Origin of the sequence: Kribbella sp. NPDC051936, from assembly GCF_040680955.1 — a bacterium.
Taxonomy (GTDB): Bacteria; Actinomycetota; Actinomycetes; order Propionibacteriales; family Kribbellaceae; genus Kribbella.
Window position 1 is genome coordinate 443072 of the sequence record NZ_JBFAXS010000005.1, and the last position, 22354, is coordinate 465425.

Annotated in this window: 26 protein-coding genes and 1 pseudogene; 14 read left to right on the forward strand and 13 right to left on the reverse strand. The window is 67.1% G+C overall.

Features of this window, described 5'->3' with window-relative positions:
- Positions 1 to 33 precede the first annotated feature (33 nt).
- Both AB0L64_RS19770 and AB0L64_RS19775 read right to left on the reverse strand, forming a co-directional pair.
- Complete coding sequence (locus AB0L64_RS19770) at positions 34 to 1941, reverse strand: FAD-dependent oxidoreductase (protein WP_363711923.1); 1908 nt, start codon at positions 1939 to 1941, stop codon at positions 34 to 36.
- A 453-nt stretch (positions 1942 to 2394) separates the two neighbouring features.
- Positions 2395 to 2970, reverse strand: a complete 576-nt coding sequence (locus AB0L64_RS19775; protein WP_363711925.1) for a helix-turn-helix domain-containing protein — start codon at positions 2968 to 2970, stop codon at positions 2395 to 2397.
- Between the two features lie 76 nt (positions 2971 to 3046).
- Here AB0L64_RS19775 and AB0L64_RS19780 point away from each other — a divergent pair, with 76 nt between their 5' ends.
- The 4 genes from AB0L64_RS19780 (at position 3047) to ctaD (ending at position 6378) form a co-directional block, all read left to right on the forward strand.
- Entirely contained in the window at positions 3047 to 3214 is a 168-nt protein-coding gene (locus tag AB0L64_RS19780; RefSeq protein WP_363711927.1) for a hypothetical protein, read from the forward strand.
- A 302-nt stretch (positions 3215 to 3516) separates the two neighbouring features.
- A complete protein-coding gene (locus AB0L64_RS19785) occupies positions 3517 to 3714 on the forward strand; it encodes a hypothetical protein (RefSeq protein WP_363711929.1) in 198 nt (65 codons plus the stop codon).
- Between the two features lie 331 nt (positions 3715 to 4045).
- On the forward strand, positions 4046 to 4528 hold the full coding sequence (locus tag AB0L64_RS19790; RefSeq protein WP_363711931.1) for a TraR/DksA C4-type zinc finger protein: 483 nt from the start codon (positions 4046 to 4048) through the stop codon (positions 4526 to 4528).
- Positions 4529 to 4686: 158 nt separating this feature from the next.
- Positions 4687 to 6378, forward strand: coding sequence for a cytochrome c oxidase subunit I (ctaD, locus tag AB0L64_RS19795; RefSeq protein WP_363711933.1), 1692 nt, complete (start codon positions 4687 to 4689; stop codon positions 6376 to 6378).
- Here the strand turns inward: ctaD and AB0L64_RS19800 are convergent.
- Complete coding sequence (locus tag AB0L64_RS19800; protein WP_363711935.1) at positions 6371 to 7096, reverse strand: helix-turn-helix domain-containing protein; 726 nt, start codon at positions 7094 to 7096, stop codon at positions 6371 to 6373. The two genes, ctaD and AB0L64_RS19800, sit on opposite strands and share 8 nt — an antisense overlap.
- Positions 7097 to 7161: 65 nt before the next feature.
- On the opposite strand from AB0L64_RS19800, the gene AB0L64_RS19805 reads away from it, so the two are divergent.
- On the forward strand, positions 7162 to 7476 hold the full coding sequence (locus tag AB0L64_RS19805) for a hypothetical protein (protein WP_363711936.1): 315 nt from the start codon (positions 7162 to 7164) through the stop codon (positions 7474 to 7476).
- A gap of 19 nt (positions 7477 to 7495) precedes the next feature.
- Positions 7496 to 8731 (forward strand): FAD-dependent oxidoreductase, encoded by a 1236-nt coding sequence (locus AB0L64_RS19810; protein WP_363711938.1) that lies wholly within the window; start codon positions 7496 to 7498, stop codon positions 8729 to 8731.
- Here AB0L64_RS19810 and AB0L64_RS19815 read toward each other — a convergent pair.
- The 3 genes from AB0L64_RS19815 to fdxA all read right to left on the reverse strand — a co-directional run bounded on the left by AB0L64_RS19815 (position 8728) and on the right by fdxA (position 10312).
- Positions 8728 to 8988 carry a hypothetical protein gene (locus tag AB0L64_RS19815; RefSeq protein WP_363711940.1) on the reverse strand — a complete coding sequence of 87 codons (261 nt, stop codon included), beginning with the start codon at positions 8986 to 8988 and terminating at the stop codon, positions 8728 to 8730. The two genes, AB0L64_RS19810 and AB0L64_RS19815, sit on opposite strands and share 4 nt — an antisense overlap.
- Before the next feature lie 287 nt (positions 8989 to 9275).
- A complete protein-coding gene (locus AB0L64_RS19820; RefSeq protein WP_363711942.1) occupies positions 9276 to 9980 on the reverse strand; it encodes a helix-turn-helix domain-containing protein in 705 nt (234 codons plus the stop codon).
- A gap of 5 nt (positions 9981 to 9985) precedes the next feature.
- Entirely contained in the window at positions 9986 to 10312 is a 327-nt protein-coding gene (fdxA, locus tag AB0L64_RS19825; RefSeq protein WP_359924744.1) for a ferredoxin, read from the reverse strand.
- Between the two features lie 87 nt (positions 10313 to 10399).
- Here fdxA and AB0L64_RS19830 point away from each other — a divergent pair, with 87 nt between their 5' ends.
- Positions 10400 to 11074: a DUF2249 domain-containing protein gene (locus AB0L64_RS19830; protein WP_363711945.1), complete on the forward strand. Its 675-nt coding sequence runs from the start codon at positions 10400 to 10402 to the stop codon at positions 11072 to 11074.
- 16 nt (positions 11075 to 11090) lie between these two features.
- Positions 11091 to 11465 carry a hypothetical protein gene (locus AB0L64_RS19835; RefSeq protein WP_363711947.1) on the forward strand — a complete coding sequence of 125 codons (375 nt, stop codon included), beginning with the start codon at positions 11091 to 11093 and terminating at the stop codon, positions 11463 to 11465.
- Positions 11466 to 11495: 30 nt separating this feature from the next.
- Here the strand turns inward: AB0L64_RS19835 and AB0L64_RS19840 are convergent, their stop codons facing one another.
- From AB0L64_RS19840 to AB0L64_RS19860, 5 genes are read right to left on the reverse strand one after another with little or no spacing between them, the layout of a single operon-like run.
- The gene (locus AB0L64_RS19840; RefSeq protein ID WP_363711949.1) at positions 11496 to 12311 is read right to left on the reverse strand and encodes a DUF488 family protein; all 816 of its coding nucleotides are present in this window, start codon (positions 12309 to 12311) and stop codon (positions 11496 to 11498) included.
- Positions 12312 to 12369: 58 nt separating this feature from the next.
- Positions 12370 to 13323, reverse strand: a complete 954-nt coding sequence (locus AB0L64_RS19845; protein WP_363711951.1) for a slipin family protein — start codon at positions 13321 to 13323, stop codon at positions 12370 to 12372.
- Positions 13320 to 13757, reverse strand: coding sequence for a hypothetical protein (locus AB0L64_RS19850; protein ID WP_363711953.1), 438 nt, complete (start codon positions 13755 to 13757; stop codon positions 13320 to 13322). Before AB0L64_RS19850 ends, AB0L64_RS19845 begins: the two co-directional genes overlap by 4 nt.
- Positions 13758 to 13807: 50 nt before the next feature.
- On the reverse strand, positions 13808 to 16522 hold the full coding sequence (aceE, locus tag AB0L64_RS19855) for a pyruvate dehydrogenase (acetyl-transferring), homodimeric type (protein WP_363711955.1): 2715 nt from the start codon (positions 16520 to 16522) through the stop codon (positions 13808 to 13810).
- The gene (locus tag AB0L64_RS19860; protein ID WP_363711956.1) at positions 16519 to 17514 is read right to left on the reverse strand and encodes a universal stress protein; all 996 of its coding nucleotides are present in this window, start codon (positions 17512 to 17514) and stop codon (positions 16519 to 16521) included. The genes aceE and AB0L64_RS19860 overlap by 4 nt, the downstream gene beginning before the upstream one ends.
- Before the next feature lie 179 nt (positions 17515 to 17693).
- On the opposite strand from AB0L64_RS19860, the gene AB0L64_RS19865 reads away from it, so the two are divergent.
- The 4 genes and pseudogenes from AB0L64_RS19865 (at position 17694) to AB0L64_RS19880 (ending at position 19909) form a co-directional block, all read left to right on the forward strand.
- On the forward strand, positions 17694 to 17921 hold the full coding sequence (locus AB0L64_RS19865; protein WP_363711958.1) for a hypothetical protein: 228 nt from the start codon (positions 17694 to 17696) through the stop codon (positions 17919 to 17921).
- A 271-nt stretch (positions 17922 to 18192) separates the two neighbouring features.
- The gene (locus tag AB0L64_RS19870; RefSeq protein ID WP_363711960.1) at positions 18193 to 18441 is read left to right on the forward strand and encodes a hypothetical protein; all 249 of its coding nucleotides are present in this window, start codon (positions 18193 to 18195) and stop codon (positions 18439 to 18441) included.
- Between the two features lie 455 nt (positions 18442 to 18896).
- Positions 18897 to 19544 (forward strand): annotated as a pseudogene (locus AB0L64_RS19875) (transaldolase family protein); the annotation flags it as partial.
- A gap of 95 nt (positions 19545 to 19639) precedes the next feature.
- Positions 19640 to 19909 carry a transaldolase family protein gene (locus AB0L64_RS19880; RefSeq protein ID WP_363711962.1) on the forward strand — a complete coding sequence of 90 codons (270 nt, stop codon included), beginning with the start codon at positions 19640 to 19642 and terminating at the stop codon, positions 19907 to 19909.
- A gap of 69 nt (positions 19910 to 19978) precedes the next feature.
- Here the strand turns inward: AB0L64_RS19880 and AB0L64_RS19885 are convergent, their stop codons facing one another.
- A complete protein-coding gene (locus AB0L64_RS19885; protein WP_363711964.1) occupies positions 19979 to 20344 on the reverse strand; it encodes a hypothetical protein in 366 nt (121 codons plus the stop codon).
- A complete protein-coding gene (locus AB0L64_RS19890) occupies positions 20334 to 20582 on the reverse strand; it encodes a hypothetical protein (protein ID WP_363711966.1) in 249 nt (82 codons plus the stop codon). Before AB0L64_RS19890 ends, AB0L64_RS19885 begins: the two co-directional genes overlap by 11 nt.
- Positions 20583 to 20765: 183 nt before the next feature.
- Here AB0L64_RS19890 and AB0L64_RS19895 point away from each other — a divergent pair, with 183 nt between their 5' ends.
- Together AB0L64_RS19895 and AB0L64_RS19900 are read left to right on the forward strand one after the other, a co-directional pair.
- Positions 20766 to 21137 (forward strand): YciI family protein, encoded by a 372-nt coding sequence (locus AB0L64_RS19895; protein ID WP_363711968.1) that lies wholly within the window; start codon positions 20766 to 20768, stop codon positions 21135 to 21137.
- A 24-nt stretch (positions 21138 to 21161) separates the two neighbouring features.
- On the forward strand, positions 21162 to 22346 hold the full coding sequence (locus tag AB0L64_RS19900; RefSeq protein WP_363711970.1) for a DUF6596 domain-containing protein: 1185 nt from the start codon (positions 21162 to 21164) through the stop codon (positions 22344 to 22346).
- Positions 22347 to 22354 lie beyond the last annotated feature (8 nt).

The following is a 22354-nucleotide window of genomic DNA, read 5'->3' on the forward strand; positions in this document are numbered from 1 at the left end:
GATACTTGCGGTGGTAGTAGATCAATCATTTCGTCAGGCCCCCTTGGCAAGCTCGACGTGCGGTCGACGAGCGGCATCTCGCCCGGCGAGGTGGCCGAAGACGAGGCCCAGTGAGATGGTGCCTCCGGCGCCTCCGTAAAAGCCCTTCGTGGGTGCGCCGCCTGCGTTGCCGGCGGCATACAGGCCGGGAATGACCCTTCCATCCGTGTCAAGTGCGCGCCCGAGTGCGTCCGTCTTGGGACCGCCTACGGTGCCGAGCGCACTGGCCTCGACTTCGAGCGCGTAGTACGGCGCGGTGTCCACCGGGCCCAGCACGCTCGACTTCGGGCTCTTCAACACGGGCCGGATGATCCTCGCCAGCGGCCCCACCAGGATCGAACGCACGCGGTCGGGATCGTCCTTCTTCGCCACTCGGCCGGCGAGCTTGCTGACGATCGGCCCGATCGCCGCGGCGATGCGCATGCGTACCTTCGCGGTGGCGGCGGGGAACCGTACGTCGGGCGAATACTTACCCAGCCTGGGATAGAAGGCGCCGAAGTAGCGGTCGAACACCGTATCGCCGCGGTTGAACTGCGGGTCCCGAGCATGAGCGGCCTCGGGATTGAAGCGGTCGACCGTGCGAAGCAGCCCCACCTCGTCGACGCCGATCTCGGCCGCGAGTTCCGAGAGGGTATCGGCACGGTGGAGGTAGCCGGGCACGTCTCCGCCAGGTGGGACGCCGAAGATCCCGAACTTCGTCCAGTAAGTGTGGTCGAAGATCAGCCAGGCGGTGGCGTTCGGCATGGTGCCGGTCTCGCTGTCGACCTCGCGCATGATCTTGCCGAGTTGGTCGTACGGAAGGGCTTCGTTCGCGAAGCGCTCACCCTTCCTGTTCACCATGATGCTGTGTGGCAGCGCACGCTCACCCAGGAAGACTCGGCTGAGCGGGCGACCCTCCAGTTCCTCACCGGGCAGCTGGACGCCGGGCATCCACCACGCGTCCTCCACGCCGGTCAGATCGGCGCCCACTTCCTGAGCCAGCTGCACCGCGATGCCATCGTGGCCTTGGGGAGAAACCTGTACGCCGAGGGGCGCGCCGAGGTAGGTCGTGGTGACGTCGGGCGAGCTCTCGAACCCGCCGCTCGCCAGTATGACGCCCTTCGTGGCGCGCACCGGATGCTCGACACCGTCGGACCGGATCACGACGCCCTGCACGGCCGGTCCGTCCGTGATGAGCCGGACCGCGGGCGCCTCGACGCGTACGTCGACACCATGACGCAGGCCGGCCTCGAGCAAGGCTCCTACCAATGCCGGGCCGGCGAGCCAGACGTCCTTGATGCCGATACCACCCAATAACCAGAAGGGGAGCGGGTTCTTCGCCATGCCCGTCGTCAGGGCCGGTCGTACGTACTTCGCGGCGTCGCCGAGTCCGGCGGGGGAGTAGGGGCCGGGAAATAGTGCCCGCCCGACGGACGCGCCGTCGATGTCGGAACGGTAGTCCGGCCAGATCGTCGGGATCCACCCGAAGGAAGTGTGCTCTTCGATGAACCGGGCGACCTCAGGGCCGGTCTGCAGGAACTGCTCCACCAGGGCGTGATCAAGAATCTTGTCCCTGCCCTCGCCGTAGATGTAGCGCCGGGCCTGGTCCAGGTCGTCGGTCACCTTGAGGTCCGCGGCGGCGAAGCCATGGTTCGGGATCCACGCAGCGCCCGCCGAGATACCGGTGGCGCCGCCGACGAGTTCCCGGGACTCCACAACCATGACCCGAGCCCCTTCTTTTGCGGCGGTGAGTGCCGCCATCAGCCCGGCGCCGCCCGAGCCGACGATTGCCACGTCCACCTCGTCGGGAATGCCGAGCTGGGTCACGCTGCCGATAGAGCCGCGCTGCTGAGTCGAACTGTCAACCATGAGGTCCTCCACGATCCGTTGCGGTCCGGCCATCCCACTCGGGAAGGCATCCATGCCCCGGGGCGCCTCGCTCCGAAGCTTTTCGATACATGTGGTGTAGCGAAAAGCTTCGCGAACTTATTCCCGGTCGGCTGCGACCGGCGTCAGGTCGAGCTGGACTCGAGTCGGGAGATGACCGTGGACCAGACCAGGATGCCCGTTGCTTTCCTCGGCCATGGCAACCCGATGAACGCGCTGCAGGCGAACCGCTACACCGAGGCCTGGCGAGTTTCGGGGCGTCGGCTGACGACGAGCCGTTCGACCTGCTGGTCGACGGACATGCCGCCGGTATCGAAAACCTTCCGGGGGCCACCTGAGAGAAGGGGTGTGGGTATGACGGTCGCGAGCGCAGGTGAAGCAATCCTCGTGCTGCTCCTCGGCGCGACCGTGGTGTTCCTGATGGTTCGCGTCGCTGCGCGAGCGTACCGGGACAACCCGGAGGTGTTCTTGAGTGGCAGGTCCCGTGGCTCAGCTGTTGACGACCGCTGGAGCCAGAAGGGCTACAGCGCGGTCCATCCATCCCGCGCGCGGCGAGCCGAATCTGAGGACCTCTGCGAGGTAAGCGCCGACCAGGACGCCGAGGACCGTGTCGGGATCGGTCGTCGGCTGCAGGAGCCCGGCCTTGATGTCGACGTTCATCAGGTCGGCGAGCGAGTTCAATCGGCCGGCCAATCGTGACCGGACGGCCGTCGTGAACTCGGGGTCGCTGTCGGCGATGATCGCGGCGGTGGCGCCCGGTCCGAGCCGGTTCTCCAGGATGTCGCTGATCTGGTCCATGACCCATCGCAACTTCTCGTCGACCGGAAGATCAGGCGCCAGGGGCCCCGGGTCGATGAGGTGCTCCAGGATCGCGTGCAGCAACTCGTCCCGGCTGCGGTAGCGGCGGTAGATCGTCGTCCGGGCGACACCGGAGCGGGCTGCGACGGAGTCGATGTTCACCGCGGCCGGTCCCTTCAGGCGGAGCAGTTCGCGCGCCGCCTGGAAGATGCGCTGGTCGGTCGACTCGAGCCGGGGCCGGCCGCGGTTGCTCGTGGTGTGGGGCATGGGGTCCAGTCTGCCGGGAATAGAAGTGCCAGCAGTTACGCTACATGAAGTGTATCGAAAATGAGAAGGAGGAAGCATGAACACGATGTCGTTCGGTGCCCTCGAGCTGGCACTGCTGATCGTCGTCGCGGTGGCAGTGCCCGTGATCTGCGCCGGAGGTATCGGGCTCGCGTACCGGGCGCAGGAGCGTGCCTCGGCCAAGAAGAACGCGGACCGCGCACGAACATCCTCTGAGGAGGAATGAGCTGGGCGCCGCGCCTTTTGTCCCCGATGACAGTGGGGTATGCCGCGCCCGATCGATTGGGACGGCCTCATCCACGGCACCGGCAAATGAGTCGCCGGGACTGCGCCGCGCGCCGGCCGGAGGTCACCATGAACCCCCTACGTGACGACGAAAGGGCCCAGCAGATCGTGGCTCCGGACCGGTGTCCCAGTCTCCCGAAAAGCGGCCAGACCTCTGAGGTCACGTGCGGGTCCAGCTGTCCAAGGGAATTGGTTCCCAACGATTTACGCTACACCAAGTGTAGCGATGACGAAGGAGGAGTAGTGAGCATGACGGCATTGGGTGGAAGCGACATCGTGCTGTTGATGCTGCTCGGGGTGACCGTTGTCATCATGACGATCCGAGTTGCCGCACGCGAGTACCGGCTCAAGCAGGAAGCATTGGCCGAACGATCCCGAGTCCCCGTCAGGCGATCGACCGCCGACAGGCCGCAGCATGAGCCTTGGTCAACGCCTGGCTAGCGCGCACGGCTGGATCATCGAACCCTGCCGGACGGTGCGCCGAGGGAGACCCAGCTCTCTCGCTAGCCGCACTCCGTCCGAGGCACCGTCACGACCAAGGCTCTACTCAGAAACTATGTCGTACTGCGATAGAAACCAAGGTCATGCGTGTCGCGCAGGACTGCCTCAGTAGCCCGGTCCTTGAGATTGCCGATACACGGCAACGATCGAGCGCGGCGTTCGCCGATCGGGTACATGGTCCGCCCATGGGCGAGTCGGCATCGTTGGAACCGTCCGGACATGGAGACGCGGGTATCGCGGCTCCGCGATCCGTGTCGACAAGGAGGTTTCGATGACCGACCTGGATCAGCTGACACCAACAAGGGCACCGCATGACGCGGCCCCCGTCGACCTGCAGTGGTATCGCCACGAACTGGAGCAGCAGCGGCGATTTCGTCTCGATCAGCTGACTCACCTTTCGTACGCCGCGCTGGCAGCCTCCGACGACGCCCTGAGTGAGGTGACGGCGACGCTGATGAGAGCGGCCAGAGCCGCCCTGGCAGATGTCGACGCCGCGCTCTTCCGGCTCGCGATCGGCCGCTTCGGGGATTGCCAACACTGCGGTCGTGCCATCCCGGAGGACGTGCTGCGTGCCGTCCCGACGGTCAGCCTTTGCCCACGATGCCAACTGTCCAAGGGATCGGCGTATCCCGTCCTGCGGGCCCGGCGTACAGGTACGGTCCCATCGACGTCGTCGTCGGGGCCGCCGCGCGACATCGTCGAGGTGTGGGGCGAGGACTCGTTCCCCGCCAGCGACCCGCCGGCGAACTGGTGAGCCGGCCGGTGGGAACCACGCAGACCGGTGACGGCGACCCGATCCAGGAGCAGTTGACACATGTCGGTGCCTACCAGGACCGTCCCTGGTCAGTGACGGCCAGGGAGGCGTCTGGCGAAGGCGCAGCACTACCTCGCCGTCCGCTGGGCCGTGCATTGGTGCGGATCCTCACGACCACCGATCACAAGGTGATCGGGCACATGTACCTGGTCACGTCGTTCGCGTTCTTCCTGATCGGCGGCGTGATGGCGCTGCTGATCCGCGCGGAGCTGGCCGAGCCGGGTCTGCAGATCGTGAACGAAGAGGTCTACAACCAGCTCTTCACGATGCACGGCACGATCATGCTGCTGCTGTTCGCGACCCCGCTGTTCGTCGGCTTCGCCAACGTCATCATGCCGATCCAGATCGGCGCCCCGGATGTGGCGTTCCCGCGGCTGAACATGTTCAGCTACTGGCTGTTCCTGTTCGGCGGCCTGATCGCATTCAGCGGCTTCTTCACCCCGGGCGGCGCGGCGAGCTTCGGCTGGACCGGCTACGCCCCGCTGTCGAACGCGGTCCGCTCGCCGGGCATCGGCGGTGACCTGTGGATCATGGGTCTGTGGATGGCCGGCCTCGGCACGATCCTGGGTGCGGTCAACTTCATCACCACGATCATCACGATGCGCGCACCCGGTATGACGATGTTCCGAATGCCCGTCTTCACCTGGAACACACTCATCACGTCGATGATGGTGCTCGTCGCGTTCCCGATCCTGGCCGGCGCGCTGCTGATGCTGGAGGCGGATCGGGCCCTAGGCGCCCATGTGTTCGATGCCGCGAACGGCGGACCGATCCTTTGGCAGCACCTGTTCTGGTTCTTCGGGCATCCCGAGGTGTACATCATCGCGCTGCCGTTCTTCGGCATCGTCACCGAGATCCTGCCGGTCTTCAGCCGCAAATCCGTGTTCGGCTACCTCGGTCTGGTCGGCGCCACATTGGCGATCGCCGCGTTGTCGATGGCGGTGTGGGCGCACCACATGTTCGCCACCGGCGCGGTCAGTCTGCCGTTCTTCTCGTTCATGTCCTTCCTGATCGCGGTCCCGACCGGGGTGAAGTTCTTCAACTGGATCGGCACGATCTGGGGCGGCTCGGTCTCGTTCGAGACGCCGATGCTGTGGTCCATCGGGTTCATGACCACGTTCCTGTTCGGCGGTCTGACCGGGGTGATCCTCGCGTCGCCGACCCTGGACTTCCACGTCACCGACACCTATTTCGTGGTCGCGCACTTCCACTACGTCGTCTTCGGCACGGTGGTGTTCGCGATGTTCGCCGGGTTCTACTTCTGGTGGCCGAAGTTCACCGGGCGGATGCTGGACGAGCGGCTGGGCAAGCTGCACTTTTGGCTGCTGTTCGTCGGCTTCCACACCACGTTCCTGGTGCAGCACTGGCTCGGCGTCGAGGGGATGCCGCGGCGCTACGCGTCGTACGGCGCCAACGAGGGCTTCACCACCCTCAACCAGGTGTCCAGCGTCGGTGCCTTCATCCTGGGGGCCTCGACGCTCCCCTTCCTTTACAACATCTACAAATCGCGCAAGACGCCGCCGGTCGGCGTCGACGACCCGTGGGGCTGGGGCCGTTCGCTGGAGTGGGCGACCAGCTCGCCGCCGCCGCGGCACAACTTCGAGAAGCTGCCGCGCATCCGCTCCGACAGCCCAGCGTTCGACAAGCATCATCCGCAGGTCGCGCTGGCGGAGTACCCGGACAACCGGGCCGGCAACGACAACCTGCTGGATGCAGGCGATGACGAGGGGCGCGCGGGACATCTTGAGGAGGGCGCCGACATCAAGGCTGAGGAAGAAGACGCTACGTGAGCCTTCGCTCCGAAGCCGGCTCGATGCGTACGCAGCAGTGGCCTGGTCCGGGCTTGAGCTCGGCCCGCAGCTGCTTGGCGTTGAGCCCTTCCAGGAGCCCGTCGAGCAGGCAGAGGTTCATCTGGCAGACCAGGTCGGTGTGGTCCTGGGCGAGCGTGTGGAAGGGGCAGTTGCCAAGCACGATCGCGTCGCCGACGACGCGGGGCTCGAAGCCTTGCTCCTCGAGGATGCGCATCACGGCGTCGGGGTCACCTTCCTCGCGGGCAGGACTCGGGGCAGCGGCGGCGAGCTCGTTGCCGAGTAGCCGGGCACGCCGCTCGAGAGCGGTTCGCGGGGGTTCTCCGCTGGTCTCGGTGTCCTCGATAGCCGCCGCCAGCAGGTCTCCCGCGAGGAGGTAGCGATGCTCGGGCAGGGACACCTCGACCTGCCGCTCCGATCGACGGTAGAGCTGCGACGGCCGGCCCGCACCCGGGCCCGATCGGCCGGTCCGGCGCTCGTACACCACATCGAGCAACCCCTCGGCGGCGAGCCGGTCGAGGTGGAACGCGGCGGTGGCGCGGGGTAGACCGAGCGCGGTCGCCGCTTCGTCCCGAGTCACCGCGGCAGTCTGGCGTAGGACGTGGTCGTACAGGCGCCGCCGCGTTGGCTCGTCCAACGTTGCGACAGCTGAGATCCGGCCGCTTTGGTGTCGTCCACACGCCGATTCTAAAGCTAACACTCGTTGACGAAAGGCTCGTTCACTTCTAAAGTCAAAACATCTCATCTTTAGAAAGATGGAGGGTCATGACGACTGAGGTGCACAGGCCCCGGACGCCCAGCCGGGAGGCGCTGTCCGATCCTGCGTACATCGTTGCCGGCTCGGGTCGGGACGCGATGTACGCGGTTGGGGTGATCGAGATCGTCGCGGGTGTCGCGGTCGCATTGATCCCGCGCTACGGAGCGCTGCTCGTAGCGGCCTGGCTCGCGGGCATCATCCTGAACCTGCTCACGCTCTCGGGCTTCTACGACGTCGCTCTGCGCGACTTCGGTCTCCTGGTCGCCGCGATCGCGCTGGCCCGCCTCGCGGTCAGGTACGCCCCGGCACGGCACGGCTCCTAACGGGAGCGGAAAGGTCATCATGAGCAACGAACCCACCTACGTCATCGTCGGCGCGAGCCTGGCCGGAGCGACAGCGGCTCAGACGCTGCGGGAGCAGGGCTTCACCGGACGGATCGTCCTGATCGGTGACGAGACCGACTTGCCGTACGAGCGGCCGCCGTTGTCGAAGGGCTATCTGCTGGGCACCGATGAGCGCGCGAAGATCTATGTCCACGAGGAGTCCTGGTACGCCGAACATTCGGTGGAGCTGCTGCTCGGCCGGCGCGTGACTTCACTGAACCGCCCCGGCCGCCAGGTGGAGCTCGATACCGGCGAGCGGATCGGCTACGCGAAGTTGTTGTTGGCAACAGGCTCGTCTCCCCGCCGCCTTCAGGTGCCGGGCGCCGATCTCGAGGGGGTGCACTACCTGCGCCGGGTCGAGGATTCCGACCGGTTGCGTGAGACGATCCGCACCGGTGGCCGCATCGTCGTCGTGGGCGGCGGCTGGATCGGCCTGGAGACGGCCGCCGCGGCCCGTGAGTCCGGCTGTGATGTGACCGTGATCGATCCCCAGCGGCAACCCCTCCGCGCGGCCCTCGGAAGTGAAATGGGCGCGTTCTTCGCTGGGCTGCACCGGCGCCACGGTGTCGATCTGCGGCTGAGTCAGGGTGTCACCGAGCTGTGGGGAACGGGCCATTTACGTGGGGTCCGGACCCAGGACGGCAGTGAGTTCGCGGCCGATGCGGTCGTCGTGGGGATTGGCGCGGTGCCGAACATCGAGCTTGCGGAGCAGGCTGGGCTGAGCTGCGACAACGGGATCGTCGTCGACGAGATGCTGCGCAGTCAGGACTCCGACATCTATGCCGTGGGCGATGTCGCGAACTCGTATCGTCCCTTCTATGGCGGGCACCTTCGGAGCGAACACTGGGCCAATGCGTTGCACGGTGCACCCGTCGCGGCCCGGGCAATGCTTGGTCAGCGGGTCGCGTACGACAAGCTTCCGTACTTCTTCACCGACCAGTACGACGTCGGGATGGAGTTCACCGGCTGGCTCGGGCCGGCCGGGTACGACCGTCTCGTCACCCGCGGCGATATCGCCGGGCATGCATTTCACGCGTTCTGGCTGGCCGGTGACCGGGTCGTGGCAGGGATGCAGGTCAACTTGTGGGACGACGGGATCGGGCCTGTCGAAGAACTGATCCGCGGCCGGCACCGCGTCGATCCGGTCCAGCTCGCGGACGTGTCGGTTCCCTTGGCCGCACACGTCATGGTCTAGCACACCGCGACGAGGAGGCAGGTTCCGAGTGCCGCCAGCGCGAGTACCTTGCCTGCTTCGAGACCGACGTAGTACAGGTGCATGCCCGAGCGGGGTGCGTGCCGACCGGCCAGGATCCGGTCGGTGCGCCGGTTCGGCCGGGGACGGATCGCGACGAGCTGTCCGGCCAGGATGATGACGGTCGCCGCCGTGAGAACCGCGACGGGGACGCTCGGCCGTGCTGCGACGATCCTCGCGAGCGCGATCGCGAGCACCACTGCCGAGCCAGATGAAGACGGCGGCGGTGGCTATGGCTGCGCGACGGCACCAGGGGCGAGCCGGTGCTGCTGGTCGCCTTGGTGTAGCTCGATCGCGCCGGAGATGTGAACGAGGACGGTTTCGGACGGCCCGTGGTCGTGTTCGGGAAGGCCGCCGCCGGGCGGGATCCAGATCTGGACCAGGCGATCTTGTCAGAGGTCTCGGCGCCGACCGGGACTTCGATCGTCGGACCTGCGGGGATGGGTGTCCGGCACCGGGGGCGTGGTGCCGATCCTGGTCAGGTACATCAGGTGCTCCTCTGCTCGCGTCGATGCGGGCGGGCACCCGCGTTCGGCCGGCGGCTGGAGAGGTGCACGATGCAGGCATCAGGCTCGGCGAACGGTTCCAGGCGGGTCGCCTCGATCGGTGCGTGGATCTCGGTGAGTGCGCCTCGCATCAGTCCCAGATGCAGCGGGCACAACGTGGCGGAGTACTCCTCCGCGAGTTCCAAGAAGGGGCAGTGCCGCAGTCTGATGCGCTCGGCCGGATCACCGTCGGGTTCTGGGGCGAATCCCAGGTCGGTCATCATCGCGTTCAGCCGCTGGGTGGCCTCGGCGATGTCAGGCTGACGTGGCGGGGGGATCTGCTCGACGAGATAGCCGCCCCAGTTGCGGCCGGCGGCCTCCGCCGCGGCGCCGGCATCGGGAGCTGTGGACAGCTGACCGAGCAGGATCTTGGCCAATAACTGATACTGACGTCGCCCTCCGCGATCCATCCCTGGATGTGGTGTGTGCACGGTGCGAGGCCGGCCACGCCCGGTCGGCTCCTCGAGCCGGCGGTCGACCAGCCCCTCCGCTACGAGCGCGTCGAGGTGGAACCGGACCGTATTGGGGTGGATGCCGAGCCGTTCAGCGAGTTCGGTGACACCCAACGGTGCCCCAGAGCTTCGGAGGGCTTCGAGCATCGCCTGTCGGCGCGGCTGGTCGCCTGACGCCTGCGCAGTCCTGGTCATGGAGGTCAGCTTGCCTGCTCCTGCGGCGGAAGCGCCGCAACGAGGGGGTGGTCATGTGCGATCACGCCCAGCTTCGAGGCGCCGCCGGGAGAGCCGAGATCGTCGAAGAATCCCGCGTTGGCGGTCTGGTACTCCTTCCATTGCTCGGGCAGATCGTCTTCGTAGAAGATCGCCTCGACCGGGCACACCGGTTCGCAGGCGCCGCAGTCAACGCACTCCTCGGGATGGATGTAAAGCGATCGCCCACCTTCGTAGATGCAGTCGACCGGGCACTCCTCGACGCAGGCGCGGTCCTTGAGGTCTACACACGGCAGCGCGATCACGTAGGTCACAGCGAACTCCCTCACAGCGGCTTGTAATTAATACAAATAGCACATGTAATAATTATTGAAAACAGCGACGTCGAGGAGAGTGGCACCATGTCGGCTGCGGAGATCTTCATCCAGGCGACCGAGACGGATCCGGCGGTCATCGCCCGGGCAGCGGTGCGGGAGGCCCACCAGCGATTGCGCCAACGGCTGGCCGAGCTGACGACGGACTCGGAGCCGCGGCTGACCGCTGAGCTGGTCGACTTCTGCCGTCACGAGCTGCGCGGCTATCTGGCCGGCGCCGATCGCGACCTGTACGCCCCGGCGTCAAGGGTTGCCGAGACGCGCCAACTGGCGGACGCCCTTCGCGTCGGCAGCGCGGTGCTCAACCAGCAGATCAACGACCTGGCTGTCGCCAGTCCGAGCGAAGCGCTCCGGATCGGCACGATGATCGCCGGAGCACTGAATCTCTACCTCCGGCTCGAGGAGTCGGTGCTGCCCGTCCTCGCCAAGCTGGCCGACGTCGATCCTTCGCTCGTGGTCGCAGACCCGCAGGCGGTCATCGATGTCCGGCAGATCGCACGCGGCGGCCGTCATCCGCGCGTCTTCGCGCGCTACGCGCGGCTGGCGCCTGGTGAGTCCTTCGTCTTGGTGAACAGCCATGACCCCAAGCCATTGCGCCGGGAGTTCGAGTCGAGGTTCTCCGGTCGCTTCAGCTGGGACTACCTGCAAGCCGGCCCGGAGGAGTGGCGGGTCCGCATCGGCCGGGTCGCCGCAGATGCCTGACCAGCCAGGGGCCGGCTTGCCAGCAGAGCAGCCGCGGCTCCGGGTCCTCGCCGACGTGCATCAACTCGTCGGCGATTCGCCCGTGCCGTCCGGTGCCCGATGGGCTCTTGCCGAGCCAGGACGCCAGCTCGACGCGAATCTCATCCACCTACCTGCCGGTCATCGCGTGGACACCCATACCGAGCCGGACCTCGACGTCGTACTCGTCGTCGTCGCCGGTGGCGGCATCGCCACTACGCCCGAGGGAGAGCAGACGCTTGCCGACGGCAATGTCGTCTGGCTGCCCCGCGGTTCGACCCGCAGCCTCATCGCCGGCGGCGAGGGCCTGTCGTACCTGACCGTCCATCGCCGTCGGCCAGGCCTGCAGATCAGGAATCGACCCGGGCAGTAGTCCGGCGAGCTGGCCAGCTCTCGTTAGAGGTCAACGCGGCTCATTCAGCAGCCGGGCGAGAACCGCCGCCTGGCTGTGGTCCACGTCCCTGGTCGCCGTCACCAAGGTCAGGTCATCGCGTTCTGCCAGTGTGCGCAGGTGCTCCAGCGCGGCTCGGCCGGCCTGGGTGGCCAGCTCATCGCGGTAGCGCTCCTCGAACTGCGCGAACTTCTCCGGCACGTGCCCGTACCACTTCCGGAGCTCGGTGGACGGTGCAACGTCCCTGGCCCACTCGTCGACAGCGGCTGCTTCCTTCCGGATCCCGCGCGGCCACACCCGATCCACCAGGACCCGGGTGCCGTCGCCGGCATCGGCCGGGTCGTAGATCCTGCGAACCCGCACCGTGTGGCGGGCCGTGCCGACCTCTTCGGCGGCCTCACTCCAGTCGGGTACGGCGAGGGCGGTGCCCATGCGTCGAAGCTCGTCACGGTGGAGTGCGCTCAGCTGTGCCAACGCCCGCTCGCCGTGCCGCGTCAACTGCACCCGGACCACCCTGGCGTCCGTAGGGTGCGATGCCCTGGTCACGAGGTTCTGCGCCTGCGCCCGGTTCACCAGTTCGCCGACGCTGTGATGGCGCAGTTGCAGGCGATCGGCCAGTTCGCTCATCGTGGCCCACTCGCGGCCGGGGAACCCCTTCAAGGCCAGCAGCAACTGGTACTGCTGCGGGGTCAGTCCGTGCTCGCGGACGGCCTGCTCGCTGAAGCGCAGGTACCGGCGGATGCCGAAACGGAAGCGGGCCAGCGCCTCGAAATCCGCCTTCGTCAACGGCTCAGCGGCGTGGGCGTCGCGCATCGCGTCAGACGGCATGTGATCACGTCCTCAGTCGTTCACCGGGAGAGCCCGGCACTCATCCAAGTATATCGCGTTACGACATAACTGCACCGGCGGCCGCACCGTTGCCGATCTCCGGCAACGGCGCGCTGCGACCGGTCGGCTGCAGCCGTCCTGAGGAGCCGGGCTCCGCGTCCGGTGATGACTGCGCGATCTCGCGGCCGTTCGACAGCTCGGACGAGGTGACCGCGTTCGTGGCGGGATCCTCGGCAGTAGCGGGCTGGGGGCTCTCGGCCGGTGTGGATCTCTCGAGAAACCGGAGCAGCTCGACGGGGAAGGGCAGCACCAGCGTGGAGTTCTTCTCCGCGGCGACCTCGACGACGGTCTGGAGCAGACGGAGTTGCAGTGCCGCCGGATGCTCAGTCATCACCTCGGCGGCTTGGCCCAGCTTCTCCGAGGCCTGCAACTCGCCGTCCGCGGTGATGATGCGGGCCCGGCGCTCGCGTTCGGCCTCGGCCTGGCGGGACATGGATCGCTTCATCGTCTCCGGCAGCGCGACGTCCTTGATTTCTACTCGTTCGATGTGCACGCCCCAGTCCAGTGCCGGGCTGTCGATCATCAGTTCCATACCCTGGTTGAGGCGCTCCCTGTTGGACAGCAGGTCGTCGAGTTCGCTCTTGCCGATGATCGAGCGCAGCGACGTCTGCGCAACCTGGCCGACAGCCGAGATGTAGTCCTCGACGTCGACCGCCGCGCGTACCGGATCGACCACGTTGAAGTAGACGACAGCGTCGACTCGAACCGTCACGTTGTCGCGCGTGATGCCGTCCTGCGCAGGGACCGGCATCGTGATGATCTGCATGTTGACCTTCTGCAGCCGGTCGGCGATCGGCACCAGCAAGGCGAGACCGGGCGGGCGAACCTCGGCACGCACCCGGCCGAACCGATACACGACGCCACGTTCGAACTGCTTCACCACGCGGACACATGACGCCGCGGCGATCAGGCCGACAGCCATGGCTACGAGTAGTACGTACAGGACGATCACTTCTTCTTCTCCGTTGAGACCGGCGCGTATTTGGCAGCGAGGCGAGCGAGCGCAACGGCGGCGACCAGCAGGCCGAAGTCGCGCAGGGCGACGTCGTAGAAGCCCGAGAGGGTGAGCAGGTTCAAGATGATGCCCGCGAGCCAGGCTGCGACGAGCAGTGCGCCATACCGGGGGATCAGGGCGACGGCGACGCCGGCGGCGATCTCGATGACGCCGATGAAGTACATGGCGTCCTGACCTGAGCCGGGGACGATGTCGTTGATCCATGGGGCGAGGTACGCCGGCCAGTCGGTGAGCAGGTTGGCGAACTTGTCGAGACCGAACACGATCGGGGCAACGGTGAAGACGGTTCGCAGGACCACGAAGGCCTGGTAGGCCGGATCGGACAGTGTCTCCCGGCTGGGTGTGTGGGCGGTGTGCCCTTCAGTGCTCATGATCTGCTCCTTCAACAGCGCCGATGTACTTCTGGGTGTTCGGTGACCGCCTACTCCTGCGCGGTCAGGTAGATCGTTCTGGCCGCCGCTGGGACCGACTCGTCCACTTCTCCACAGTCGGCCAGTTGCTGCAGCGTCCGTACGACGATCGCCTGCGCGTCGATCTCGAAGTGGCGGCGGAGCGCTGCTCGGGTGTCGGAGTGGCCGAATCCGTCGGTGCCGAGCGACGCCCACGGGCTGAGGACGAACGGGGCGATCTGGTCAGGAACCGCGCGCATCCAGTCCGATACGGCCAGCACGGGGCCGACGGTCTCGCTGAGCCGCTGCGTGACGTAGGGAACGCGGGGAGCCTGGTCAGGATGTGACAGATTCCAGTCCTCGACGGCGAGAGCGTCTCGACGTAGTTGCGTCCATGACGTCACCGACCAGACGTCGGCCTGTACCCTCCAGTCGTCGTGCAGGAGGCGTTGCGCTTCCAGCGCCCAGGGCACGGCGATGCCGGAGGCAAGGATCTGAGCGTTCGGCCCGGCGCCGTCCGGGGCGGGGGAGTAGCGGTGCATGCCGGCGAGGATGCCGTCGACGTCGACACCGTCGGGCTCGGCCGGTTGCAGGATCGGTTCGTTGTACAGGGTGAGGTAGTAGAAGACGTTCTGGTCCTCGCCGGGTCGCGGTTCGCCGTACATTCGCCGCAGCGCGTCGGCGGTGATGTGGCCGAGCTCGAACGCGAAGGCGGCGTCGTACGCGATGCACGCGGGGTTGGTCGACGCCAGCAGCAACGAATGGCCGTCCTGGTGCTGAAGACCTTCGCCGTTGAGAGTGGTGCGACCGGCGGTGGCGCCGAGGAGGAACCCGCGGGTCATCTGGTCGGCCGCGGCCCAGAGCTGGTCGCCGGTGCGCTGGAACCCGAACATCGAATAGAAGATGTACAGCGGGATCATCGGCTCGCCGTGCGTCGCGTACGACGTGCCGGCCGCGGTCCAGGACGCGGCGCAACCGGCCTCGGTGATGCCCTCGTGCAGAAGGACGCCGTGAATGTCCTCCTGGTAGCTGAGCATCTGGTCCCGGTCCACCGACAGGTAGGTCTGGCCGTGCGGTGAGTAGATCTTCTTGGACGGGAACAGGGAGTCCAGCCCGAACGTGCGGGCCTCGTCGGGGATGATCGGCACGAACCGGTGACCCATCTGAGGGTCTTTCATCAGGTCCTTGAGCAGGCGGACGAACGCCATCGTGGTGGCGACCGCTTGCCGTCCCGAGCCGCGGCGCGCGATCGCGTACGCCGTCTCGGCGGGCAGCGCAAGCGGCGTACTGCTGACTCGGCGGGCCGGTAGGTAACCGCCCAGTGCGCGGCGCCGCTCGTGCAGATACTCCAGTTCCGGCGAGTTCTGCGGCGGCCGGAAGTACGGCGGCTTGAGCGCATCCAGCGCCGAGTCGGGAATCTCGAGGAACAACCGGTCCCGGAAGGCCTTGAGATCGTCGAGCGTCAGCTTCTTCATCTGATGGGTCGAGTTGCGGCCCTCGAAATGGGACCCCAGTGTCCAGCCCTTGATGGTCTTGGCCAGGATCACCGTCGGCTGCCCGGTGTGCTCGGTCGCGGCCCGATAGGCGGCGTACAACTTGCGGTAGTCGTGCCCGCCGCGCTTGAGATTCCAGATCTCGTTGTCGGACAGATGTTCGACCATGGCGGCGGTGCGCGGGTCGCGGCCGAAGAAGTGCTCACGGACGAACGCGCCGGACTCGGCCTTGTAGGTCTGGAAGTCCCCGTCCGGCGTGGTGTTCATCAGGTTCAGCAGCGCACCGTCGGTGTCGTTGGCCAGCAGCGGATCCCACTCGCGGCCCCAGATCACCTTGATGACGTTCCAGCCGGCGCCGCGGAAGTACGACTCCAGTTCCTGGATGATCTTGCCGTTGCCCCGCACCGGGCCGTCGAGGCGCTGCAGGTTGCAGTTGACGACGAACGTGAGGTTGTCGAGCTCCTCGCGGGCGGCGACGCCGATGGCGCCGAGGGCCTCGGGTTCGTCCATCTCGCCGTCGCCGAGGAACGCCCAGACGCGCTGCCGGCTGGTGTCCTTGAGGCCGCGGTTGTACAAGTAGCGGTTGAAGCGGGCCTGGTAGATCGCGTTGATCGGTCCGAGTCCCATCGACACGGTCGGGAACTCCCAGAAGTCCGGCATCAGCCGTGGGTGCGGGTACGAAGGCAATCCGCCGCCGTTACCGGCGTGGGAGAGTTCCTGCCGGAACCCGTCGAGCTGGTCACTGCTGAGCCGGCCTTCCAGGAACGCTCGCGCATAGATGCCGGGAGAGGCGTGTCCCTGGAAGTAGATCTGGTCGGTGCCCCCAGGTGCTTCGGAGCCGTGGAAGAAGTGGTTGAACCCGACCTCGAAAAGCGCCGCCGCGGACGCGTAGGTGGAGATGTGCCCGCCGACGCCGACGCCGGGTCGCTGCGCACGATGGACCATGACGGCGGCGTTCCAGCGGTTGTAGGCCCGGATTCGCCGCTCGATGTGTTCGTCGCCTGGGAACTCGGGCTCGGCATCGGGAGCGATCGTGTTGATGTAGTCGGTACTGCGCAGATTCGCGACACCTACACGCCGGTCGCGCGCCCGTTGCAGGATGCTGAGCAGCAGGTACCGGGCCCTGTTCTGCCCAGCGTGATCGACCACCTGGTCCAGCGATTCCAGCCATTCCTGGGTCTCGGACGGGTCCAGATCGAGCAGCTGGCTGTGCAGACCGAGGCTCTCCGGCAGGCCCTGCGGTGTCGGTGTCACGACAGCTCCTTCAGGTCCGAAATTCCGTCGCGAGCCGTGCCCGCCGCCAGCCGAAGACGCCCAGGGGAAGGCGCGACGACCGACGGCGGGCTGTACGGCCGGACGACAGCGACGGGGCAGACGGCGTGTTGCAGCACGGCCTGGCTGACCGAACCCAGCAACATGCCGGCGAAGCCACCGCGGCCGCGCGACCCGACCACGACCATTTCCGCGGCGATCGATGCGTCGATCAGTGTCTGTGCGGGGTGCCCGTGCATGAGCTTCGTGCGGACGTCGATGCCCGGGACCAGAACGCGTTTGCTCTGCATCGCTTCGGCGAACAGTTGCCGCTCGACCTGATCGACGATCTCGGGGGGAACGCGGAGTGCCGCGTCGCCTCGAGTCGGCCTCGCGGCGTGTACGGCGGTGACGCCGATCCGGCGGCGCACCGCCTGCTGGAAGGCGAAGCGGAGTGCCGCGGCCGAGAGCTCCGAGCCGTCGACGCCGACCACGATCTGCCCGGTCGGTGAGGCGGAGAACGCCGTACCGTGTGCATGCGGGTGAACGACGACCACCGGGCACGAGGCGTGGGCTGCGATGGCGGCGCTCACCGACCCGACGAGCAGTCCGCGGAAGCCACCGACGCCCCGGCCTCCGACGACCACCAGATCGGCATCCTGCGCTTGGCTGAGCAGCGTCGGCGTGGCGGGACCGGCGATCAGGGCAGTCGTGACCTTGATATCAGGGGCCAGTTCGCGTGCCTGCGCCGCCGCCTCGGCGAGGACCCACTCGGCGGCCGACCGCAGGCCGAGGTTCGTGTCCACGGTGAAGCCCATCTCCAGGGCGTTGCCGATCACCGGCCAGCTGAAGGCGTGCACGATGTGCAGCGGGCAGTGTCGCGACGCCGCCTCGGCAGCGGCCCAGGACAGGGCGCCCTGCGCCGACACCGACCCGTCGATCCCGACGAGAACCGGTCGACGACGCCGATTGTTCACTGCGATCGCCTTCGTCATCGTCGCCGCTCCGATTCAGCTGTCCGGTACCTGCGATTTCGACTGTGCCGTTCCAGCGCTGCGACAGGTAGTGCGGTGATCGGCGAACCTGTGATCGTCCTTATGGCCGACGTCCGGCAAGAATGCTCTACAGGGACATGGCTCAGTACCTGTCTGCGGCCGGGCTCGAGGGGAGTGGAATGAGCCGATCCGGTGGGCCGCGCTGGCCGGGTTCCGCCGCGAACAGGCGATCGCGGCTCGTACGGCATCGCGCCTCCTACGAAGAGGCGCGGGAGGCGCTGACGCCGGCCGACCGGTTGCGACTCGATACCGCGGTCGTCGACGCACGAGACATGCTCGTGTACCGGGTCCTGGTCCGGGACCAGGCCGCCATTGTCGACCTCATTCAGGCGGTTCTGACCCGTTGACCCAGGCTCGCCGATTGAACGTGTCGGTCCGCACGTCACGTACCCCTGATTGCCGGACGTCGGCGATGAGAACGACCTCAGTTCGCCGGTCGGCACCGTACAAATTGTTCGTCGTCGGAGGCAAGGTTGGGGCTGCACGAAACAAGGAGGTTGTCGTGGACCAACCAGTCGTCCTCCGAACCAGCGCTACAACGCAGGCGAAAACGCCATGAAAGCCTATCGAGTCCTCTGGCTGGTTTTCAGTAGTGTGCTGGGCGTCGCGGGAGCCGTCATGGCGTTCACTTGGTCACTCTCGAACGTCGCGCTGCTCGTTGCCCTCGCTGCCCTCATGGGTCGAGTGGTGGCCATGGTCGTCTTGGCGAACCCGGACGAACCGCCCAGGCCTGCGCTGGAGCGACGACGCATCATCGGCCGCCGCGCAGCCCTCAGCGCCGCCGGCACGCTTTCGTTCATTGGCCTGGGCACCCTCACCGGCCGGACCCCGCCGACCGAGCCTCGGAGCCTGCGGTACTACCGATGACGAGAACCGGGTCTGGCTTGGACATGAGGCCTCACACCGCGCCTGACGCCCTGAGCGACGAAGCGCTCTGCCTGGCCTGGCGGGTCAGCTTCTCGGCTCTGCAAAAGGCCGGCTCACCCGCGCAGCGGCTGCGGATCGTCGACGAGCGCCGGGCGTATCTCGACGAGATCGAGCGCCGTACCACCACGGTATGGCGGCGTGGCTCGCTTCTGGACCTCGAGCAGCTGGAGACCCTAGCCGGTTCGTCGTGGGCGACGGCGCGGCAGGCTGTGCCCGCATCGACTGGGACGACCTGCTCCACGACATGGACAAATAGCCAACTACGACTCCGGCGTAGGCCGGGGAAGATCGAGAATGCGATGACCAAGCTGGAACATCTCTACAGCTACTGCGGGCAGAGTCCCTGGCTGGACAACCTCACCCGCGCTGCCCTGCGTGACGGAACCCTGGCACGAATGGTCGACAACGGGATCCGAGGTGTCACCGCGAACCCGACGATCTTCGCTCGGAGTATCACCGGCTCCCACGACTACGACGAACAGTTCGCCGCGCTGACGGCGGCCGGCAAGTCGGTGCAGGAGGCCTACTGGGAGTTGGTGATCTCCGACACCGACCAGGCCCTCACCATCCTGCGACCGGTCTTCGACGCGGGTGACTGCGCTGACGGGTTCGTCTCTGTGGAGGTGTCTCCCGAGGTTGCCCACGATGCGCCCGGCACGATCGCCGCCGCGCGGTGGTTGCACGATCGCCTGGCCCAACCCAATCTGCTCGTCAAGATCCCTGCAACTGCGGAAGGCGTGTCCGCCGTCGAAACGTTGACCGCCGAGGGCGCCAGCATCAATGTCACGCTGTTGTTCTCCCTGTCTCGGTACGCCGAGATCATCGAGGCGTACCTGGCCGGGTTGGAGAAGTTCACCGCGAACGGCGGCGATCCTTCGACTGTCAGCAGCGTCGCCTCGTTCTTCGTCAGCCGGGTGGACGTCGAAGTCGACCAGCGACTCGAGGCGCTCGGCACCGACGAGGCGCTCGCCTTGCGCGGCCAGGCGGCGGTCGCGCAGGCCAAGCTCGCCTACCGGATGTTCACCGAACGGTTCTCCACCAGACGCTGGCACCGGCTCGCCGTCCTGGGCGCGGATGTCCAGCGGCCGCTGTGGGCCTCGAGTCCACCAAGAACCCGGCGGACCGCGATACCCGCTATGTGGAGCAACTCATCGGCCCCGAGACCGTCACGACTTTGCCCGAGGCAACCATCGAGGCCTTCGAGGATCACGGCACGATCGCTCGTACCGTGGACAACGGCGTCCCGGAGGCCGCCCGCATCATGCAGCGACTGGCGGCTGCCGGAATCGATATGACGGCGGTGGGACGCACCCTCGAGGACAACGGCATCGCCGGCTTCGAGAAGGCCTATCGCGGAGTTCTCGCGGACCTGACCGCGTCCACGCAGCCTTCGGCGGCATCCCTCTAGACGGCCGGGTCGGCACAACCGTGGGGCGGACTACCCACAGGTTGTGCCGACCCGGCGTGGCAGTCAGCGTCAGTCGAGGGATGCTCGGGCGAAGGCCACTGCCTCGTCGAGTAGGTTGCGCCAGAGGTCCCGGTCGACGGCGGGGAGCGCGACCCATTCGCGGAAGACCTTGCCGGCGGGGGCGAACGGGATCCCGTCGCCGGCGTCGACGAGTTCGGATACCCGGGAGGCCGGCAGTTTGACGACGAGACCGCTCGCGGCATCGTACGACGCGAGGAACTGGCCCGCGAGGCGCACGCAGGGGTAGCCCATCATGGTCGAGCGGCCGATGGCCGGATCGTAGAGCAGGGCGTCGGTGAGGGCGTCGTACAGATCACGGCCGGCGTCCTCGCCGGACTTCTCCGGCGAGGGCCGGCCTGCCGGGTCAGGAGACATCAGGCTGCCGGTGGGGTGAAGACACCGAACTGGTTGCCCGAGGGGTCGCGCAGGCAGGCGAAGGCTGGGGCGCCGGGGCCGAGGGCGAGATGTTGCGGTAGTCCATGCCGCCCGACGCCGCGGGGCCGTCGGCGTCGAAGGTCCAGTCGAACAGGCTGCCGTAGAACTTCTGGGCGCTGTCCGGGTCGTCGGTCGCGACCTCGAACCAGGCGAAGCTGCCGGCAGTGGGGTGGGTCATGGGTCGGTCCTTCGTTCTGCGATGCGCCCTCCGGTGTGGCGGGCCGGTTCAACAGTCCCGGCCGCTCGCGACAACCCTATGTCGGAGTTGGCAGAAGATTGAGATGCTGAGGTGTCCTGATCGGGTGCCCGTCTTTCGTCGGAAGTACGGAGCGGGACGGTCCCGCAGAGTCGAGGTGCGGTGATGAACCAGTACTTGTTGTCGGTGTACGACGGTGGGCGACGCGCGCCTGCGACGCCTGAGGACATGCACGCCTTCATGGGCCGGGTGATCGCGCTCGAGGAGGAGATGGACGCGGCAGGCGCGTTTGTGTTCGGCGGAGCGCTCCATGGCTCCGATGCGGCGACCGTGGTCCGGGGCGGCACAGGCCTCGACAAGGTGACCACCGACGGTCCCTTCGTCGAGGCGAAGGAGCATGTCGGCGGGTTCTACGTCATCAACGCCGCGGATCTGGACGCGGCGCTGGCGTGGGCGGAGAAGGTGGTCGAGGCGATCGACCACGATATCGAGGTGCGGCCGTTCAGGGCGACAGGTCGCGTGCAGGCCGGACTCTGACGGGCGAGGTGGACGGGGCCGAGGGTGGAGGACGTCGAGCGAGCGTTCCGCGACGCGCACGGCCCGGCCGTGGCCACGCTGGTCCGGCTGTTCGGGGACATCGGCCTGGCCGAGGACGCCGTACAGGATGCTTTCGTGACCGCGATGGATCGGTGGCCGCGCGACGGTGTACCGGGGAATCCGGCCGGATGGATCGTGACGACGGCCCGGCACCGCGCGGTCGACGTCGTACGGCGGAACGCCCGCGGACGCGAGCTGGCCAGAGACATCGCGGCCGACCGGCTGCATGGACCCGAGACGTCCGGGGACGATCAGCTGAGGCTGATGTTCACTTGCTGCCATCCGGCCCTGAGAGGCGAGCATCAGGTGGCGCTGACGCTGCGGCTCGTCGCCGGTCTTACGCTGCCGGAGCTGGCTTCGGGCTTCCTGGTCGGCGAGGAGACGATGTCGAAGCGCCTGGTACGGGCGAAGTACAAGATCAAGGCAGCCGGCATCCCATATCGCATTCCGGGCGACGCCGAGTTGCCCGGACGGCTTCGTGCTGTGCTCTCGGTCTTGTACCTCGTGTACAACACCGGCGCTGATGACCGCGATCGCGCGTACCTGTGTACCGATGCGATCCGGCTGACCCGGCGGCTGGTGGGCCTCGTGCCCGCCGAGCCTGAGCCTGCCGGTCTGCTTGCGCTGATGCTGCTGAACGACGCGCGCAAGCCCGCGCGTGGTGATCAGGGGATCGGAGTGCTGCTCCAGGACCAGGATCGCTCGCTGTGGGACCACGCCCTGATCGACGAGGGGCAGACGCTCGTGCTGTCCTGCCTACGCCGACGCCGCCTCGGACCTTTCCAGCTACAGGCCGCGATCCAGGCGCTGCACTGCGCGTCCGCCCGGTACGAGGACACCGACTGGGCCGCGATCGTCCGCTTCTACGACCGGTTGCTCACGGTGATGCCGACACCTGTTGTCGCCTTGAACCGGGCCATCGCTGTCGCCGAGTTACAGGGGCCGGAGGCTGGGCTGGTCATCCTGGACACACTTGCCGATGAGCTCGTCGGATATCACGTACTGCACGCGGCGCGAGGCCGCATGCTGAGCCAACTCGGAATGCGCGCCGAGGCCGCGAGCGCTTACGCCCGCGGCGCGGCTGTGGCCAGAACCGAACCGGCCAGGACGTTCCTCGAAGAACAGGCTGCCTCGACAGTTGTGGGTTGAAGCGTGCA

Bases quoted from the DNA above. Each gene is read 5' to 3' on its own strand.
- AB0L64_RS19895 (WP_363711968.1), top strand. From the start codon at position 20,766: ATGAACCAGTACTTGTTGTCGGTGTACGACGGTGGGCGACGCGCGCCT.
- AB0L64_RS19810 (WP_363711938.1), top strand. From the start codon at position 7,496: ATGAGCAACGAACCCACCTACGTCATCGTCGGCGCGAGCCTGGCCGGA.
- AB0L64_RS19870 (WP_363711960.1), top strand. From the start codon at position 18,193: ATGGCGTTCACTTGGTCACTCTCGAACGTCGCGCTGCTCGTTGCCCTC.
- AB0L64_RS19840 (WP_363711949.1), bottom strand. From the start codon at position 12,311: ATGCCGTCTGACGCGATGCGCGACGCCCACGCCGCTGAGCCGTTGACG.
- AB0L64_RS19885 (WP_363711964.1), bottom strand. From the start codon at position 20,344: ATGTCTCCTGACCCGGCAGGCCGGCCCTCGCCGGAGAAGTCCGGCGAG.
- AB0L64_RS19780 (WP_363711927.1), top strand. From the start codon at position 3,047: ATGAACACGATGTCGTTCGGTGCCCTCGAGCTGGCACTGCTGATCGTC.
- AB0L64_RS19790 (WP_363711931.1), top strand. From the start codon at position 4,046: ATGACCGACCTGGATCAGCTGACACCAACAAGGGCACCGCATGACGCG.
- AB0L64_RS19820 (WP_363711942.1), bottom strand. From the start codon at position 9,980: ATGACCAGGACTGCGCAGGCGTCAGGCGACCAGCCGCGCCGACAGGCG.
- AB0L64_RS19830 (WP_363711945.1), top strand. From the start codon at position 10,400: ATGTCGGCTGCGGAGATCTTCATCCAGGCGACCGAGACGGATCCGGCG.
- AB0L64_RS19770 (WP_363711923.1), bottom strand. From the start codon at position 1,941: ATGGATGCCTTCCCGAGTGGGATGGCCGGACCGCAACGGATCGTGGAG.
- AB0L64_RS19865 (WP_363711958.1), top strand. From the start codon at position 17,694: ATGAGCCGATCCGGTGGGCCGCGCTGGCCGGGTTCCGCCGCGAACAGG.
- AB0L64_RS19805 (WP_363711936.1), top strand. From the start codon at position 7,162: ATGACGACTGAGGTGCACAGGCCCCGGACGCCCAGCCGGGAGGCGCTG.
- AB0L64_RS19850 (WP_363711953.1), bottom strand. From the start codon at position 13,757: ATGAGCACTGAAGGGCACACCGCCCACACACCCAGCCGGGAGACACTG.
- AB0L64_RS19775 (WP_363711925.1), bottom strand. From the start codon at position 2,970: ATGCCCCACACCACGAGCAACCGCGGCCGGCCCCGGCTCGAGTCGACC.
- AB0L64_RS19890 (WP_363711966.1), bottom strand. From the start codon at position 20,582: ATGACCCACCCCACTGCCGGCAGCTTCGCCTGGTTCGAGGTCGCGACC.
- AB0L64_RS19860 (WP_363711956.1), bottom strand. From the start codon at position 17,514: ATGACGAAGGCGATCGCAGTGAACAATCGGCGTCGTCGACCGGTTCTC.